Here is a 17,797-nt window from a genome sequence, read left to right on the forward strand (position 1 = left end):
CTCAGATGTCCTTGTTCAAACAGCTGTTGATCGCTATCTGTCTGTTCCTGGTGGTTGCCTTCAGCGGCAGCTTTATGGTCAGCCTGGAAAGCTCGCGGGCCCAGTACGTCAACCAGTTGCGCTCTCACGCCCAGGACGCGGCCACGGCGCTGGCGCTGTCGTTGACGCCGAACATCGACGACCCCGCGATGGTGGAGTTGATGGTCAGCTCGATCTTCGACAGCGGCTACTACGCCAGCATCCGCGTGGTCGACGTGGCCACCGACAAGACTCTGGTGGAGCGCACCGGTACGCCGGACGCCGGCAGCGTGCCGCAATGGTTCGTCAAGCTGATCGGCCTGGAGCCGGCCGGTGGCGATGCCATCGTCAGCCGCGGCTGGGAGCAGGCGGCGCGGGTCGAAGTGGTCAGCCACCCGATGTTCGCCCTCGCCAAGCTGTGGCAGAGCGCGTTGGGCAGCCTGGGCTGGCTGTTGCTGTGCGGCGCCGTGAGCGCGGTGCTGGGGGCCTTGCTGCTGCGTCGTCAACTCAAGCCGCTGGACTACATGGTCCATCAGTCCCACGCCATTGCCCGCCGTGAGTTCCTGAGCCTGCCGGAACTGCCGCGCACCCCGGAACTGCGCCGTGTGGTGCAGGCGATGAACCAGATGGTCGAGAAACTCAAGGCGCTGTTCCAGGAGCAGGCCGAGCGCAGCGAGAAACTGCGGGTCGAGTCCTACCAGGACAACCTCACAGGCCTGGCCAACCGGCGCTATTTCGAAATGCAGCTCAATGCCCGGGTGAGCAACCCGGAGCAGGCCAGTTCTGGTTACCTGCTGTTGCTGCGGGTCAAGGACCTGGCCGGTTTGAACCAGCGGCTGGGCGGGCAGCGCACCGACCAGTTGCTCCAGGCGGTGGGTGAGCAATTGCAGCGTGAGTGCGCCCGCTACCCGGAAACCCATAACCTGGTCACGCGGATTCGTGGCGGCGAGTTTGCGGTGCTGGCCCCGGGGCTGGTGCGCGAGGAAGCGCTGCAACTGGCGCAGAACCTCGAAGCGGCGTTGGCGAGCCTGCACGCTACAGGCGCGACGGATGTGGCGTCGGTGGCCTCCATCGGGCTGGCGCCGTTCGTCCATGGCGACTCGCCGCAAGCGGTGCTCCAGCTCGGTGACCAGGCCTTGGCTCAGGCCGAAAGCCAGGGTGAACCGGGTTGGGCCTGCCTGGACCACAGTGCCTCGGCCAGTGTCGGTGATGATCACCATGCCTGGCACAATTTGCTCGACCAGGCTCTGAGTCATCAGCGCTTCGAGTTGTATTTCCAGCCGGTGGTGGCCGCCCAGGACACCCAGGTGGTGCTGCATTACAAGGTGTTGTCGCGGCTGTTGGACGAGCAGGGCCAGACCATCCCCGCCGGGCGTTTCCTGCCCTGGTTGGAGCGCTTCGGTTGGACGGCGCGCCTGGACCGCTTGATGCTTGAACAGGTGCTCAAGCAGATGGCTGGGCATGAGCAGTCCCTGGCGTTGAACCTGTCCTCCGCCACGCTTGCCGATCCGCAGGCGTTGAACAAGGTCTTTGAAATCCTGCGGGCGCATTCCAATCTTGGATTGCGCCTGACCCTGGAGATTGGTGAAGAGCAACTACCGGAGCAAGCGGTGCTGGAGCAGTTGACCCGGCAATTGCGCGAGCTGGGTTTCTCCTTGAGCCTGCAGCGGTTTGGTGGGCGGTTCAGCATGATTGGCAACCTGTCGCGGCTGGGGTTGGCTTACTTGAAGATCGATGGCAGTTATATTCGTGCGATTGATCAGGAGAGCGACAAGCGCTTGTTCATCGAGGCCATTCAGCGGGCTGCTCACAGTATTGATCTGCCATTGATTGCTGAGCGGGTTGAGACGGAGGGGGAGTTGGCGGTGATTCGGGAGATGGGGTTGTTTGGGGTGCAGGGGCAGTTGGTGGGTGAGCCTCGGCGTTGGGAGTGAGTCTTCTGATTGAGTACATATCCATCTCTGCGGTAACGGCTGCTTAGGGTTCCGCCCTTACGGCGGCTCACTTTTTTTCAAACGCCAAAAAAAGTAAGCAAAAAAGGCTTGCCCCACCACTCGGTGCCTCGCTTAGGCTCGGCATGCCCGAACGAAGGCATTGCTCCGTGGGCCCGCCGCGAAGGGCCATCCATGGCCCAGCGCGGCTATCCCGGCATCCATGCCGGGATGCCCACTGCGCAATGCCTGCGTTCGGCCATCGTGGTTAACGGGGCCTCCAGATCAAAAGCAAAAGCGAGGCGGCCTGAGAGCCGGCCTGGCTCTTGCTGGGGACCGCGTTTTTCCTGTGGGAGCGGGCTTGCTCGCGAAGGCGGAGGGTCAGTTTGCGGTGGTGTTGGATACTCACAAGATTTTTGGGAACTGCACGACCCTGTGGCGAGGGAGCTTGCTCCCGCTGGGTCGCGCAGCGGCCCTAAAAAAGCGATGAGCGCTGCGCACTCAAGCGGGAGCAAGCTCCCTCGCCACAAAAGCTTCCCAACCATCACGCCACAGATTGATCAACGGTAAACATTGTGGGAGCGAGCTTGCGATAGCGGTGGTTCAGTCACATGGATGTTGGGCTTGCTGGCCTCATCGCGAGCAGGCTCGCTCCCACAGGAGAAACGCGGTCCCCATGAAGAACCAGGTCGGCTACTAGGCCGCCTCGCGGTGGACGTTGATCTCGGGCACACCGAGCCTAAGCGAGGTGCCGAGTGGTGGGGCAGAAGCGTTTTGGTTACTTTTGACTGGGCCGGCTTCCGGGCTTTTCAAAAGTGACCCGCCGTCAGGGCGGAACCCTAAGCAGCCGTTACCGCAGAAACGGATATACACCCCTTCTAAAAGTAACGTCCTAGGAGATTTCCTTCGAGTTGTAGCGAACTTGGTGAACTTGTCCGGCGTCTGTCTCGTGGCTAGTCTGGGTTTGTCACTGAAAAAACGGTGACACGGACGTGCAAGTCCGAACAAACTGTTTAGGATGCGACGCTACATCGCTCAGGGGCTTTCTTCTGCCCACTGGCTTTATGGCGGCTGCACGCAGGAGATCCTTGGATCTGCTGGGTGTCCTAAACAGGCCCGGTCTTGCACACCTGCGTACGGTCGCCACCCTTATTCGCGTGCAAGCGAACGGTGACGGTTTCCACTTAACTGTTTAGGGAATCTCTAATGTTCAAGGTCACTCCGAATCCGCCAGGAAGCCCTGGCAACGCCTCCGACAAATCCTCGAAATCCAAAAAACTCGACGAAGCCGCCCAACGCGCCCTCGACTACTACCTCAATCCCAAACCCACCGATGAAGCCTCGGAAAAGACCCAAACTGCCCAGCTCTTCATGGTCTCCCCTGACATCGACACCGAAACCCTGCTGGCCAATGCCTCCGAAGACCTGCTGTCCATCAGCGCCATCGCCGCCGACCTGGCCGATGACGTCGACGGCTCGCGCCGCAGTGTGATCCTGGCGATCAGCCGAATGGCCGATGGGGTGCATTTGTTGGTGGAGCGGGCGATGGATCGGCTGGAGGTTCAAGCGGCGGGCTGACAGACCTGCGGTGAGTTGGCGATTGCCATCGCGAGCTTGCTCGCGATGGCGTCCGCCCAGACAACCCCAAACCCTGTGGCGAGGGAGCTTGCTCCCGCTGGCCTGCGAAGCAGGCCCCTGCATTTTCCAGGCTGACCGCGTTGTCCATTTTTGCGACTGCTGCGCAGCCGAGCGGGAGCAAGCTCCCTCGCCACAGGTGCTGTGTGCCGCCTGGAATGGCGTGGCAGCCTAGATCAACCCCTTCTCATCATCATCGATCAACCGACTCAACCCGCCCAAGGCTTCCCGGGCCTGGTTGCGATCCATCAGCTTGGCCTGGGCCGCCGGTGGCAGGTCGGTGACGCGGATGACGCCTTTGCTGGTCAGCACCTGGATCAAGTCATCGAGTACCCGGATCATTTCCAGGTCGCTCTGCTTGAGTTGCTTGAGGCTGTTTTCCACCGCCTGGTTGGCGAACCAGTCCTGGATCTCGTGGTTGTCGGCCGGCAAGGTTTCGGTGGCCTCGGCGTATGCGGTGGCTTCTACGCGCACCAGCAGGCCTTGTGCATCGCGTTGCACATAAAACATCGGGCATCCCTCATGTATGAAGCGGCGTCATGCTGGGCAGCATAGGCCAACTGTGGGGGAGTATGAACACTTATTGTGGCGAGGGAGCTTGCTCCCGCTGGGCTGCGCAGCAGCCCAAAAAAACAGGGGCCGCTTCGCGCCCCAGCGGGAGCAAGCTCCCTCGCCACGGTTTTTGTGTCAGCCTCAGCTGTTGTTGTGATCGACCTTGATGGTCGGGTCGCTGCCGGCGATCAACGAGTTCAGGTTCACGTTCGACCAGTTGTTGCCTTCGAGCTTGATCGTTACGTCCGGCGTCGCAGCGGCCCCATTGGCCCCGTTGAACTGACCGGAAGTGCTGACTTGCAGCGACGATACGCCATCGACCGTGCTGATTTTCAGGAAGTGGTCGATGGTGCTGCCGGTTTCGCCCTGCAACAGATCCCGCAGGTCGATCCGGTCGCCTTCGCCGGCGTTGAAGTTCTTGATCACATCGGTGCCGGTGTCGCCGGACTTCCAGACAAAGGTATCGCCCCCCAGGCCGCCGATCAGGGTGTCATTGCCCTGGCCGCCGATCAGCGTGTCGTTACCCGTGCCCCCCAACAGGATGTCATTGCCCTTGCCACCGTTGAGTGTGTCGTTGCCGCCCTGGCCGAAAATGATGTCGTTGCCGGCGCCGCCCAACAGGGTGTCATTGCCATCGTGGGCACCGGACACATCGAACGCGGTGTAGTGCTCGGTGATGTACTGGTGCACATTGCTGGTGGTGACCTTGCTGACGTCCACGCCGCTCTGTTGGGCGACGAAAGCCTGGATGGCCTGGTAGCCCTCGCCGGCAATGCCGTTGAAGCTCACCAGGTCGCCGAACAGGATGTCGTTGCCTTCGCCGCCGTTGACCGTATCGGCACCCGGCAGGGTCGCTTCGGTGTGGCCGATGATTGAGTTGGCCAGGTTGTTCGGGTCGATGTTGGTCTGTGGTGCCGAGTCCGAATCGTACGGCTTCAGGTCGTTCAGGGTGACATCGCTGTTCAGGCCGATGGCTTCGACGTTGCTCAAGCCTTTGAGCAGCGTGAAGCTATCGGTCGAGCCAGCCGCCGAATCGATATAGTTCCAGTACTCGCCATAACCGGTGCCGCCCTGGTTCGACACTTCGAAGGTGCCATTGCCCTCGGCATGCACCGTGCCCACATAGCTGTCGATCCATTTCTTGCCGCTTTTGGTCGACAGGTACATCTCGCCGTTTTCGTAGATGGTGTACTTGTGTGTGCTGTCGATCGTCTGGGTGTAGTACTTGCCGACGCTGTAGTTGGCCGCGCTCAAGACGTCGTCGAGCTTGACGGTGCCGTAAAGCGTTGGGTTGCCTTGTTCGTCGGTCTGGTAGTAAGTCGGCTTGCCGTCGGTGATGAAGTACGTGAGGTTCTTCGCCCCGGTGTTGTTCAGGGCTTCGGTGCTCTTGAAGAAGTTCGCCGTGGTCTTGAACACGTCTTCATAGTTGGTACCGCCACCGGACACCATCGAGTCGAGCAGGCCCTTGAGCAGGGTCAAGGCGTTCGAGTCGTTGAGGTTGACCGAGACCGTGTTGTTCACTTGGCTGTCGAAGTCCGCCAGGAAAATATTCACCGTCCCGGAGTTGCTGCCCAGGCTCTGCTTGAGGGTGTTGAACACCGAAGTCAGCGAGGCCTTCGCCGCTGCGATGGACGAGTCGCTCATGCTGCCGGAGCTGTCGACCATGAAGGCGATGTTGTAGTTGACCCCTGGCACCACGGTCAGCCCACCGATGTCGGCGACCACAATGTCGTTGCCGTCGGTGCCGGTGACGTTGTCGCTGCCGGACGTGGCGGTGACTGCGTTGTAGGTGGCCGGATACACCGTGACAGGAATCTGCGCCGTGCTGACCGCCGAGCCGCCAAGGGCTTCGGTGGACGTCGAGGTCACGGTCAGGTTGAACTGGCCGTGGTAGTAGGTCGGTGGGGTCAGGGTCAGGCTGCCCAGGTTCCAGCCGGTGACCGAGGCTTCGCCGTTGCTGCCCACGGTCGCGGTATGGCCGGCGCCGTCGGTCAGTACGCTGCCTTCCGGAATGCCACCGATCTTCACGCTCAGGCTTTCGGAGCCGTCGGTGTCGGTCAGGGCGGTGGTGATCTTCGACAGGTGCACGCTGGTGCCTTCGGCGCCTTCGTTGAGCTTGAAGCCGTCGTAGTAGCCTTCGCCGTTGGTGCCGTGCAGGTCGGAGACGGTCACGCCCGCGTTCGCCAGGTCGGTCACACCGGTGTAGAGCGGCACGCCGGCATTGCTCAGGTCCACTGGCGTGCTGCCGTTGACCGACAGGTTCACGTCGTAGCTGCCCGGGCCGGTCTGGTTGTGGTGGTAGATGTCCAGGGTGTAGTAGCCGCTGGCGGTTGGCGTGAACGAACCGTTCAACTGACCGCCCGCACCCCACGTGGTTGCCGCGGCGGTCTTGCCGCCGATGGTCACCAGCAGGCTGTCATCGCCCGTGCCGCTGAAGGTGTAGGTCTTGCCGGCCTCGAGGAAAATCAGCCCTGAAGTTTTCGACGCGGTGCCCGGATTGACGTTGCCGTCGTTCTGAACGTTGCTCACATTGGTGCTGCTGTTCGGCGTGCCGGCGGCATCGATCACCGACTTGAGCGTGCCGGACGGCGCGCCGCTGCCATCGGTGCCCAGGCCCGACAGGCCGGTCCAGACTTCCTTGATCAAACCGGTGGAGGTCACGTTGTTGCCGGCCACGTTGAGGCTCGGTGCGTCGGCGACCGGCGTGATGTCGATCTTCACGGTGCCGGTATTGCCCAGCGTCTGGCCGTCGGTTGGCTGGAAGCTGATTTGCGCGTAGTCGGCCTTTTGATTGCCCACGCCGGCCGGGTTGCCATTGGCACCGGATTCGTTGGCATCGGGGGTGAAGCGCAGCTTGCCAGCGTCGATGTCAGCCTTGGTGAAGGTCTGGTTGTTGGCCACGTCCTTCCAGGTTGCGCCGTCCAGGTACTGCAACTTGCCGTCGCTCGGCAGCCCGGTGATTTTCACTCCCTGGCTGGCCGCGGCGCTGTCCACATCGCTGATGCCGAACGTCGACCAGCCGAGGACCAGTGAAGTGTCTTCGGTACCCGTCACTGCGCCACCGGTGGCGACGGGGGCGTCGTTGACCCCGACCACGTTCACGGTGGTGGTGGCGGTGTTGGAGTAACTCGCGCCGTCGGTCACCGTCACGGTGATGATGCGCGGTACTGTGCTCGGGTCTTCGCTGTTATTGATGAAGCTGATGTTCTTGATCTGCTGCATGTAGTCGGCCAGCGTCGCATTGCCCGTCAGCGTCAGGACGACTTTGCCGTCGGTGCTGTTGGCGTTGATGCTGATGCCGTTGACGCTGTTGCCCAGGTTCAGATGATCGCCAGGCTGACGGTTGGTCAGCACGATGGTGGCGCCGGTCAGCATCGTGCTGTCCGGGTCGGTGATTTTCAGGTCGGTGTCGGCGATGGACACGCCCGGGCCGGTGGTGCCTTCGGTGAAAGTCACCTGGTAATCGGCGCCGGTCTTGCCGCTGGAGTTGTTGGCGTCCAGGTCGAGTACCGGCGGCGCATCGTTGTCGATGATCGAGGTGCTGACGCTGCCGTTGGTGCCGCTGACCGCCAGGTGCTCGAAGTTGCCACCGGTGGCCGAGTCGATCTTGACCACGAAGTTTTCGGTGCCTTCGGTGATCTTGTCATCCAGCGTCGCCACGTTGAAGGTCGCGCTGGTGGCGTTGGCCGGGATCTTCACGGTGTAGACGCCGGTGAAGTCCGTGCCGTCGGCGGCGGTGCCGCTGTAGACGATCTTGAGCGTCACTTCGGTTTGCGCCGGGTTCGTCAGGCTGACGGTGTATGTCGCGGCTTGGCCTTCGGTGACCGATGTGCTGCCGGTGATGCTGACGCTGGTGTTGTCGACAGTGTCGCCCACGGCCGTCGACGCGCCGGTCTTATCGACCGCGATGGCTTCGAGGTTGCCGCCGGAGGCCGATTTGATCGTCTCGCTGATAGACGGCGCGCCGGTGTAGACATCGTTGCCAACGGCTACGTCCAAGATGCCCGAGCTTGCGCCAGCGGCGATGGTGATGGTCTTGCCGCTGTCGAGCGTGACTGTCACCGGACCGTTCTGTGCGGTGACGGGTTTGCCGTCAGGGCCGGTCAGGGTGGCGGTGTAGGTGATCGTGCCGTTTTCGTTCACGGTCGGTGTGGCAGTCAACGTCACGGTGGTGGTGTCGTTGACGTCGCTGACCACGGTGCTGACCGGGGCGGTGTTTGGGGCGATGGCTTCGAGATTGCCACCGGATGCGTCTTTGATCGACTCAGTAACTGTCGTTGGGCCTTGGTACACGTCGTTGCCAACGGCTACATCCAGCGCACCCGAACTTGCACCGGCGGCGATGGTGATGGTTTTGCCGCTGTCGAGGGTGACGGTCACCGGACCATTCTGCGCGATGACGGGTTTGCCGTCGGCACCGGTCAGGGTGGCGGTGTAGGTGATGGTGCCGTTTTCGTTCACGGTTGGCGTGGCGGTCAAGGTCACCGTGGTGGTGTCATCGACATCGCTGACCACAGTGCTGACTGGCGCCGTGTTTGGTGCGATGGCTTCCAGGTTGCCGCCAGTCGCTCCTTTGATCGATTCAGTAACTGTCGTTGGACCTTGGTACACGTCGTTGCCGACCGCTACGTCCAACACACCCGAGCTTGCGCCCGCGGCGATGGTGATGGTCTTGCCGCTGTCCAACGTCACCGTCACCGGACCGTTTTGCGCGGTAACGGGCTTGCCGTCGGCATCGGTCAAGGTGGCGGTGTAGGTGATGGTGCCGTTTTCGTTCACAGTTGGCGTGGCGGTCAATGTCACGGTGGTGGTGTCATCGACATCGCTGACCACAGTGCTGACTGGCGCCGTGTTTGGTGCGATGGCTTCGAGGTTGCCACCCGTTGCGCCTTTGATCGATTCAGTAACTGTAGTTGGGCCTTGGTAAACATCGTTGCCAACGGCCACGTCCAACACGCCGGAACTTGCACCCGCAGCGATGGTGATGGTTTTTCCGCTGTCGAGGGTGACGGTCACCGGACCGTTCTGCGCGATGACTGGTTTGCCGTCGGCATCGGTCAGGGTGGCGGTGTAGGTGATGGTACCGTTTTCGTTCACGGTCGGTGTGGCGGTCAATGTCACCGTGGTGGTGTCGTTGATATCACTGACCACAGTGCTCACTGGAGCGGTGTTTGGAGCGATGGCTTCGAGGTTGCCACCGAATGCATCTTTGATCGACTCGGTGACGGTGGTTGGGCCTTGATACACGTCGTTGCCGACGGCCACATCCAGTACACCCGAGCTTGCGCCGGCAGCGATGGTGATGGTCTTGCCGCTTTCCAAAGTGACGGTGACTGGACCGTTTTGCGCAGTGACGAGTTTGCCGTCGGCACCGGTCAGGGTGGCGGTGTAAGTGATGGTGCCGTTTTCATTCACGGTTGGTGTGGCGGTCAATGTCACCGTGGTGGTGTCATCAACATCGCTGACGATGGTGCTAACCGGCGCGGTGTTTGGTGCGATAGCTTCGAGGTTGCCGCCCGTCGCGGTACTGATGCTTTCGGTGACGGTGGTCGGGCCTTGATACACGTCGTTGCCGACAGCCACATCCAGCGCACCCGAGCTTGCGCCCGCTGCGATAGTAATGGTCTTGCCGCTGTCGAGGGTGACTGTCACCGGACCGTTCTGCGCGATGACGGGTTTGCCGTCAGCATCGGTCAGGGTCGCGGTGTAGGTGATGGTGCCGTTTTCGTTCACGGTTGGTGTCGCGGTCAACGTCACGGTGGTGGTGTCGTTGACGTCGCTAACGATGGTGCTGACCGGAGCGGTGTTTGGCGCGATGGCTTCCAGGTTACCGCCGGATGCACCTTTGATCGACTCGGTGACCGCCGTTGGACCTTGGTATACGTCGTTGCCGACCGCTACGTCCAACACGCCCGAGCTTGCGCCGGCAGCGATGGTGATGGTTTTGCCGCTGTCGAGGGTGACAGTGACTGGACCATTTTGCGCGATGACGGGTTTGCCGTCGGCATCGGTCAGGGTGGCGGTGTAGGTGATGGTGCCGTTTTCGTTCACGGTCGGTGTGGCGGTCAATGTCACCGTGGTGGTGTCGTTGATATCACTGACCACAGTGCTCACTGGAGCGGTGTTTGGAGCGATGGCTTCGAGGTTGCCACCGGATGCATCTTTGATCGACTCGGTGACGGTGGTTGGGCCTTGATACACGTCGTTGCCGACCGCTACGTCCAACACGCCCGAGCTTGCCCCCGCAGCGATGGTGATGGTTTTGCCGCTGTCGAGGGTGACGGTGACTGGGCCATTCTGCGCCATGACCGGTTTACCGTCGGCGCCGGTGAGGGTGGCGGTGTAGGTGATGGTGCCGTTCTCGTTCACGGTTGGTGTGGCGGTCAATGTCACCGTGGTGGTGTCGTTGACATCGCTAACGACGGTGCTGACCGGAGCGGTGTTCGGAGCAATGGCTTCCAAGTTGCCGCCCGATGCCGAGGCAATCGACTCAGTGACGGTGGTCGGACCTTGGTACACGTCGTTGCCGACGGCCATGTCCAGCACGCCGGAACTTGCACCGGCGGCGATGGTGATGGTCTTGCCGCTGTCGAGGGTGACGGTGACTGGCCCATTTTGCGCGGTGACGGGTTTGCCGTCGGCGCCGGTCAGGGTCGCGGTGTAAGTGATGGTGCCGTTTTCATTCACGGTCGGCGTGGCGGTCAATGTCACCGTTGTGGTGTCGTTGACATCGCTGACCACGGTGCTGACTGGAGCGGTGTTCGGTGCAATGGCTTCCAGGTTACCGCCGGATGCACCTTTGATCGACTCAGTAACCGTCGTTGGACCTTGGTAAACATCGTTACCCACAGCGACATCGAGCACACCCGAGCTGGCACCTGCTGCGATGGTGATGGTCTTGCCGCTTTCCAACGTGACGGTGACCGGGCCATTTTGCGCAGTGACGGGTTTGCCGTCGGCACCGGTCAGGGTGGCGGTGTAGGTGATGGTGCCGTTTTCGTTCACGGTCGGTGTAGCGGTCAATGTCACGGTAGTGGTGTCGTTGACATCGCTAACGACGGTGCTGACCGGAGCGGTGTTCGGCGCGATAGCTTCGAGGTTGCCACCGGATGCATCTTTGATCGATTCGGTGACGGTGGTTGGACCTTGGTACACGTCGTTGCCGACAGCTACATCCAACACACCCGAGCTCGCGCCAGCGGCGATGGTGATGGTCTTGCCGCTTTCCAACGTGACGGTGACCGGGCCATTTTGCGCAGTGACGGGTTTACCGTCGGCACCGGTGAGGGTGGCGGTGTAGGTGATGGTGCCGTTTTCGTTCACGGTCGGCGTGGCGGTCAACGTCACGGTGGTGGTGTCGTTGACGTCGCTGACCACGGTGCTGACTGGAGCGGTGTTTGGTGCAATGGCTTCCAGGTTGCCGCCAGTCGCTCCTTTGATCGATTCAGTAACTGTCGTTGGACCTTGGTACACGTCGTTGCCGACGGCCACGTCCAGCACGCCGGAACTTGCACCGGCGGCGATGGTGATGGTCTTGCCGCTGTCGAGGGTGACGGTGACTGGGCCATTCTGCGCGGTGACGGGTTTGCCGTCAGCGCCGGTCAGGGTCGCGGTGTAGGTGATGGTGCCGTTTTCGTTCACGGTCGGCGTGGCGGTCAACGTCACGGTGGTGGTGTCGTTGATGTCGCTGACTACGGTGCTGACTGGCGCGGTGTTTGGCGCGATGGCTTCGAGGTTGCCGCCGGATGCACCTTTGATCGACTCAGTGACCGTCGTTGGACCTTGGTACACGTCGTTGCCGACCGCTACGTCCAACACGCCCGAGCTTGCCCCCGCAGCGATGGTGATGGTTTTGCCGCTGTCGAGGGTGACGGTGACTGGACCGTTCTGCGCCGTGACGGGTTTGCCGTCGGCACCGGTCAGGGTGGCGGTGTAAGTGATGGTGCCGTTTTCGTTCACAGTCGGGGTAGCAGTCAACGTCACGGTGGTGGTGTCGTTGACATCGCTAACGATGGTGCTGACCGGAGCGGTGTTCGGTGCGATGGCTTCCAAGTTGCCGCCCGATGCCGAGGCAATCGACTCAGTGATGGTGGTCGGACCTTGGTAAACGTCGTTTCCAACGGCCACGTCCAGCACACCCGTGCTCGCGCCCGCTGCGATGGTGATGGTCTTGCCGCTTTCCAACGTGACGGTGACCGGACCGTTCTGCGCAGTGACGGGTTTGCCATCGGCACCGGTCAGGGTCGCGGTGTAGGTGATGGTGCCGTTTTCATTCACGGTCGGCGTGGCGGTCAGCGTCACCGTGGTGGTGTCGTTGACATCGCTAACGATGGTGCTGACCGGAGCGGTGTTCGGTGCGATGGCTTCGAGGTTGCCGCCAGTGGCGGTACTGATGCTTTCGCTGATGGTCGTAGGACCTTGATAGACATCATTGCCAACGGCCACCTCCAGCACACCCGAGCTTGCGCCCGCTGCGATGGTGATGGTCTTGCCGCTGTCGAGGGTCACAGTCACCGGACCGTTCTGCGCAGTGATGGGTTTGCCATCGGCACCGGTCAGGGTCGCGGTGTAGGTGATGGTGCCGTTTTCATTCACGGTCGGCGTGGCAGTCAACGTCACGGTGGTGGTGTCGTTGACGTCGCTGACGACGGTGCTGACCGGAGCGGTGTTTGGAGCAATGGCTTCGAGGTTACCGCCCGATGCCGAGGCAATCGATTCGGTGACGGTGGTCGGGCCTTGGTACACGTCGTTGCCGACAGCTACGTCCAAGACGCCCGAGCTCGCGCCCGCTGCGATGGTGATGGTTTTGCCGCTGTCCAACGTCACGGTCACCGGACCATTTTGCGCGGTGACGGGTTTGCCATCGGCACCGGTCAGGGTCGCGGTGTAAGTGATCGTGCCGTTTTCGTTCACGGTTGGTGTCGCGGTCAATGTCACCGTGGTGGTGTCATCGACATCGCTGACGACGGTGCTGACTGGAGTCGTGTTCGGTGCGATGGCTTCGAGGTTGCCGCCAGTGGCGGTACTGATGCTTTCGCTGATGGTCGTAGGACCTTGATAGACATCATTGCCAACGGCCACCTCCAGCACACCCGAGCTTGCGCCCGCTGCGATGGTGATGGTCTTGCCGCTGTCGAGGGTCACAGTCACGGGACCGTTCTGCGCAGTGACGGGTTTGCCATCGGCACCGGTCAGGGTCGCGGTGTAGGTGATGGTGCCGTTTTCATTCACGGTCGGCGTGGCAGTCAACGTCACGGTGGTGGTGTCGTTGACGTCGCTGACGACGGTGCTGACCGGAGCGGTGTTTGGAGCAATAGCTTCGAGGTTACCGCCCGATGCCGAGGCAATCGACTCAGTGACGGTGGTCGGACCTTGGTAAACGTCGTTTCCAACGGCTACGTCCAGTACACCCGAACTTGCACCAGCGGCGATGGTGATGGTCTTGCCGCTGTCGAGGGTGACGGTAACCGGCCCATTTTGCGCGGTGACGGGTTTGCCGTCGGCACCGGTCAGGGTGGCGGTGTAGGTGATCGTGCCGTTTTCGTTCACGGTCGGCGTGGCGCTCAACGTCACGGTGGTGGTGTCGTTGACGTCGCTGACGACGGTGCTGACCGGAGCGGTGTTTGGCGCGATGGCTTCGAGGTTGCCGCCCGATGCCGAGGCAATCGACTCAGTGACGGTGGTCGGACCCTGGTAAACGTCGTTTCCAACGGCTATGTCCAGTACACCCGAACTTGCACCAGCGGCGATGGTGATGGTCTTGCCGCTGTCCAAGGTCACGGTCACCGGACCGTTCTGCGCCGTGACCGGATTGCCATTGGCATCGGTCAGAGTCGCGGTGTAAGTGATGGTGCCGTTTTCATTCACGGTCGGCGTAGCAGTCAGCGTCACGGTAGTGGTGTCTACCGAATCGGTAATCGTGGTGACCGCAGGCGCAGTGCTCGGCACCAGATTCTCGAAGTTGCCACCTGTTGCACCGGTAATCGTGGTGCTGACAGTGCTGCCGTTGTTATAGACGTCATTAGCCGGCGTCTCGACGTTAACGGTGCCGGTCGTCTGGCCCGCGGCAATGGTGATGACCGAGCCGTTGCTCAAGGTCACAGTCACCGGAGTTTGAGCCGGGTTGGTCAGCGTCGCGGTGTAGGTGATCTGGCCGCCTTCGGTGATGGTTTCGCTGGCAGACAGGGTCAGGCCGGTGGTGTCGGCCGAATCGGTAATCGTGGTGACCGCAGGCGCAGTACTCGGGACCAGGTTTTCGAAGTTGCCGCCGGTTGCGCCGGTAATCGTAGTGCTGACGGTACTGCCGTTGTTGTAGACGTCATTGGCTGGCGTCTCGACGTTAACGGTGCCGGTCGTCTGGCCTGCGGCAATGGTAATGACCGAGCCGTTGCTCAAAGTCACGGTTACCGGAGTTTGAGCCGGGTTGGTCAGCGTCGCGGTGTAAACAATCGAACCGCCTTCGGTGATGGTGTTGCTGGCCGTCAGGGTCAGGCCAGTGGTATCCGCCGAATCAGTAATCGTGGTGACCGCAGGCGCAGTGCTCGGCACCAGATTTTCAAAGTTGCCACCCGTTGTACCGGTGATGGTGGTGCTGACGGTGCTGCCGTTGTTGTAGACGTCATTGGCCGGGGTATCGACGTTGACGGTGCCGGTCGTCTGGCCAGCAGCAATGGTAATGACCGAGCCATTGCTCAAGGTCACAGTCACCGGGGTTTGGGCCGGGTTGGTCAGGGTCGCGGTGTAAACAATCGAACCGCCTTCGGTGATGGTGTTGCTGGCCGTCAGGGTCAGGCCAGTGGTATCCGCCGAATCAGTAATCGTGGTGACCGCAGGCGCAGTGCTCGGCACCAGATTTTCAAAGTTGCCACCCGTTGTACCGGTGATGGTGGTGCTGACGGTGCTGCCGTTGTTGTAGACGTCATTGGCCGGGGTATCGACGTTGACGGTGCCGGTCGTCTGGCCAGCAGCAATGGTAATGACCGAGCCGTTGCTCAAGGTCACAGTCACCGGAGTTTGAGCCGGGTTGGTCAGCGTGGCGGTGTAGGTGATTTGCCCGCCTTCGGTAACGGTATTGCCCGCACTCAGGGTGACAGTGGTGGTGTCGACGGTGTCGGTGATCTGGGTCACGGCTGGCGTGGTGGGCAGGGTCACGGCGATGCCGGTGCCGCCGGTGGTGCCGGTGACGGTCACGCTGATCTGGCTTGGGTCGTTGTAGACCGTGTCATTCGGTGCGAGTGGAACGTTAACGGTGCCGGTCAGCTGTCCGGCCGGGATCACGATGACCGCGCCGTTGGACAAGGTCACGGTCAGGTTGGTCTGCGGGGCCTGGGTCACGGTCGCGGTGTACACCAGCACGCCGCCCGCCTCGGTCAAGGTCGGCGTGGCGCTCAGGGTCATGGTCGCATTGAGCACGGCGTTCGCGGTCGTATCCGTGGTATCGCCACCCAGGATGTTGTCATCGGTGGCTGCAGCCGCAGCGAGGCCCTCAGTTGGGAAACCGACGGTAGGGTCGACGCTGCCAGCGGTGGCATCCAGCACCACAAAGCTGTGACCGCCACCGGCGGCACCACCCGTACCCGCGGCAGTGGCGCCGGCGGCGGTGGCTTCCAGGGCGGTCGTCGGGTCGACGCCCGCGGCGATGGCTTGTTGCAGCTCTTCTACCGACGGCGCGGCCTGGGCGGTGGCTTGTGCCAGGTCAGTGGATGAGTCCGGGGCATTGGCGCTCCACTGGGTGTCGCGGCCCAGGTCCAGGGTGCGGCCATCGGCCAGTTCCAATGTGACGGCGCCGGCAGGGCCGGTGTCCAACTGGTCGCCTACGTTCAGGCGATCACCTTCAATGAGTACGCGCCGGATGCCCTCTGGGGATACGACGAAAACCTGACCAACAATGCTTTTGACAACGGCAATAACACTGCTCATTGAAGACTCTCCGGGTGCCACGCTCAGTAGACTTCCATGGACCCGGCGGCTTTTGGGCAGCAGCGGTCTGGACGTTCATGTTCACAAAGTAAGGTTATTTGACGCTTTGTGCTGTCAATATTTTGGCTGTGCTTTTGCCGATTATTTTGTTTGTGCCAAACTATTGACCTTCTGCCGGCCATCCTAAACAATCGCCGACGTAATGTCACATTGATATTTAAGCGGCGACCTGTTCTTTCAGTGCGTGTTCCAGCTCCTGTTTTGAACTTTCCGACATACGGTCATTCCGGTTGCCATCATCCGATGCAGCGCCACGTTTCGCTGTGATTCAAGACAAGAGTTCTGGGAATAATCCGACATGCGTTCGCACCTGCTCAAGGCTTTACCTTTCGTCCTCGCCGCCAGTTTCGTACAAGCACAAACCTTGCCGCAGGCCATGCAGCAGGCTTTGGATGTCCATCCGGAAATCCAGGCGGGTGTGAACAGCCGTCTCGCGGCGGATTACCAACTCAAGGCGGCCAAGGGCGGCTACCTGCCTAGAGTGGACCTTGCAGCCGGGTATGGCCGTGAAGGCACCGACAGTGTCACCACTCGCTCGGGCGGTACTAACCACTGGGAAACCCTGAATCGCAGTGAGTCGAGCCTGCGCCTGTCGCAAATGGTTTTTGACGGTTTTGCGACGTCCAGCGAAGTGGGGCGTCAACAAGCCACCGTCAATGCCCGTGCCTACTCGTTGCTGGACGCCTCCGAGCGCACCGGTTTGACGGTGGCCCAGGTCTACCTGGACGTGCTGACCCGTCGCGAGTTCGTGCGCCTGGCCGAGGAAAACCTCAAGAGCCACGAACGCATCTTCGATCAGATCAAGCTGCGCACCTCCCGTGGCGTGGGCAGCGGCGCCGACCTGGACCAGGCCGAAGCGCGCATGGCTCAGGCCCGCAACAACCTGATCACCGAACAAACCAACCTGGCCGATGCCGAGACCAACTACCTCAGTGCCGTTGGCCAACTGCCCGATCAACTGGAGCGTCCCGCCGATTTTATGGCGCTGTTGCCGGCCAACCTGACCGAAGCCCGCACCCAGATGCTGGAAAACAGCCCGGTGCTGCGTTCGGCCGAAGCCGACATCGCCGCCGCCGAGCAACAGTACGAAGCCGCCAAGTCGAGCTTCTACCCACGTTTCGACGCCGAGTTGGGTCGCACCGCCGACAACGACCTGGACGGCCAGAACGGTCACAACAACGAATGGCAAGCCATGCTGCGCATGCGTTTCAACCTGTATGCCGGTGGCAGCAACAAGGCCGACCTGGAATCCAAGTCGTACCTGTCCAACCAGGCCCTGGACATTCGCAACAACGCGCTGCGCCAGTTGAACGAAGAGCTGGGCCTGGCCTGGAACGCCTTGAACAACGCCAACGCCCAGGTGCCGGTCGCTCAACAATACGTGGACCGCAGCGCCAACGTGCGCACCGCCTACCAGAAGCAGTTCAGCCTTGGCGAGCGGACCCTGCTCGACTTGCTCGACAGCGAAAACGAGCTGTTCAGCGCTTCCCGTCGCCTGGCGGAAATCAAGAATGTGCAGCTGTTCACCCAGTACCGGATCAAGGCAACCATGGGCCAACTGTTGAAAAGCCAGGGTGTGGTCGCGCCGTTGGCATCGGTTGTGCAGAACGACATGAAGCCCAAGGTTCAGTTGCCTGGGATGAATTGAGTCCTACCACCCGTTTTAATCAGTCAGAGTGCCG

Annotated in this window: 5 protein-coding genes and 1 pseudogene; 3 read left to right on the plus strand and 3 right to left on the minus strand. The window is 61.5% G+C overall.

Annotation, left to right across the window (positions count from 1 at the left end):
* Positions 1-5 precede the first annotated feature (5 nt).
* Together lapD and AD659_RS00225 are read left to right on the plus strand one after the other, a co-directional pair.
* A complete protein-coding gene (gene lapD / locus AD659_RS00220; protein ID WP_053117165.1) occupies positions 6-1,952 on the plus strand; it encodes a cyclic di-GMP receptor LapD in 1,947 nt (648 codons plus the stop codon).
* 1,203 nt (positions 1,953-3,155) lie between these two features.
* Positions 3,156-3,527 (plus strand): DUF6124 family protein, encoded by a 372-nt coding sequence (locus AD659_RS00225; protein WP_053117167.1) that lies wholly within the window; start codon positions 3,156-3,158, stop codon positions 3,525-3,527.
* Between the two features lie 228 nt (positions 3,528-3,755).
* Here AD659_RS00225 and AD659_RS00230 read toward each other — a convergent pair whose 3' ends face one another.
* The 3 genes and pseudogenes from AD659_RS00230 to AD659_RS30405 form a co-directional block, all read right to left on the minus strand.
* Positions 3,756-4,094 carry a hypothetical protein gene (locus tag AD659_RS00230; RefSeq protein WP_014335964.1) on the minus strand — a complete coding sequence of 113 codons (339 nt, stop codon included), beginning with the start codon at positions 4,092-4,094 and terminating at the stop codon, positions 3,756-3,758.
* A 183-nt stretch (positions 4,095-4,277) separates the two neighbouring features.
* A complete protein-coding gene (locus AD659_RS00235; RefSeq protein WP_428838848.1) occupies positions 4,278-15,533 on the minus strand; it encodes an immunoglobulin-like domain-containing protein in 11,256 nt (3,751 codons plus the stop codon).
* 144 nt (positions 15,534-15,677) lie between these two features.
* Positions 15,678-16,055 (minus strand): annotated as a pseudogene (locus AD659_RS30405) (retention module-containing protein); the annotation flags it as partial.
* A 358-nt stretch (positions 16,056-16,413) separates the two neighbouring features.
* On the opposite strand from AD659_RS30405, the gene AD659_RS00240 reads away from it, so the two are divergent.
* A complete protein-coding gene (locus AD659_RS00240; RefSeq protein WP_053117171.1) occupies positions 16,414-17,763 on the plus strand; it encodes a TolC family outer membrane protein in 1,350 nt (449 codons plus the stop codon).
* The last annotated feature ends 34 nt before the right edge of the window (positions 17,764-17,797 follow it).

Source organism: Pseudomonas thivervalensis (assembly GCF_001269655.1).
GTDB lineage: Bacteria > Pseudomonadota > Gammaproteobacteria > Pseudomonadales > Pseudomonadaceae > Aquipseudomonas > Aquipseudomonas thivervalensis.

What these genes read in the sequence shown, in the direction of transcription:
- lapD (WP_053117165.1), top strand. Translation starts at nt 6, where the DNA reads ATGTCCTTGTTCAAACAGCTGTTGATCGCTATCTGTCTGTTCCTGGTG.
- AD659_RS00225 (WP_053117167.1), top strand. Translation starts at nt 3,156, where the DNA reads ATGTTCAAGGTCACTCCGAATCCGCCAGGAAGCCCTGGCAACGCCTCC.
- AD659_RS00235 (WP_428838848.1), bottom strand. Translation starts at nt 15,533, where the DNA reads ATGACCCTGAGCGCCACGCCGACCTTGACCGAGGCGGGCGGCGTGCTG.
- AD659_RS00230 (WP_014335964.1), bottom strand. Translation starts at nt 4,094, where the DNA reads ATGTTTTATGTGCAACGCGATGCACAAGGCCTGCTGGTGCGCGTAGAA.
- AD659_RS00240 (WP_053117171.1), top strand. Translation starts at nt 16,414, where the DNA reads ATGCGTTCGCACCTGCTCAAGGCTTTACCTTTCGTCCTCGCCGCCAGT.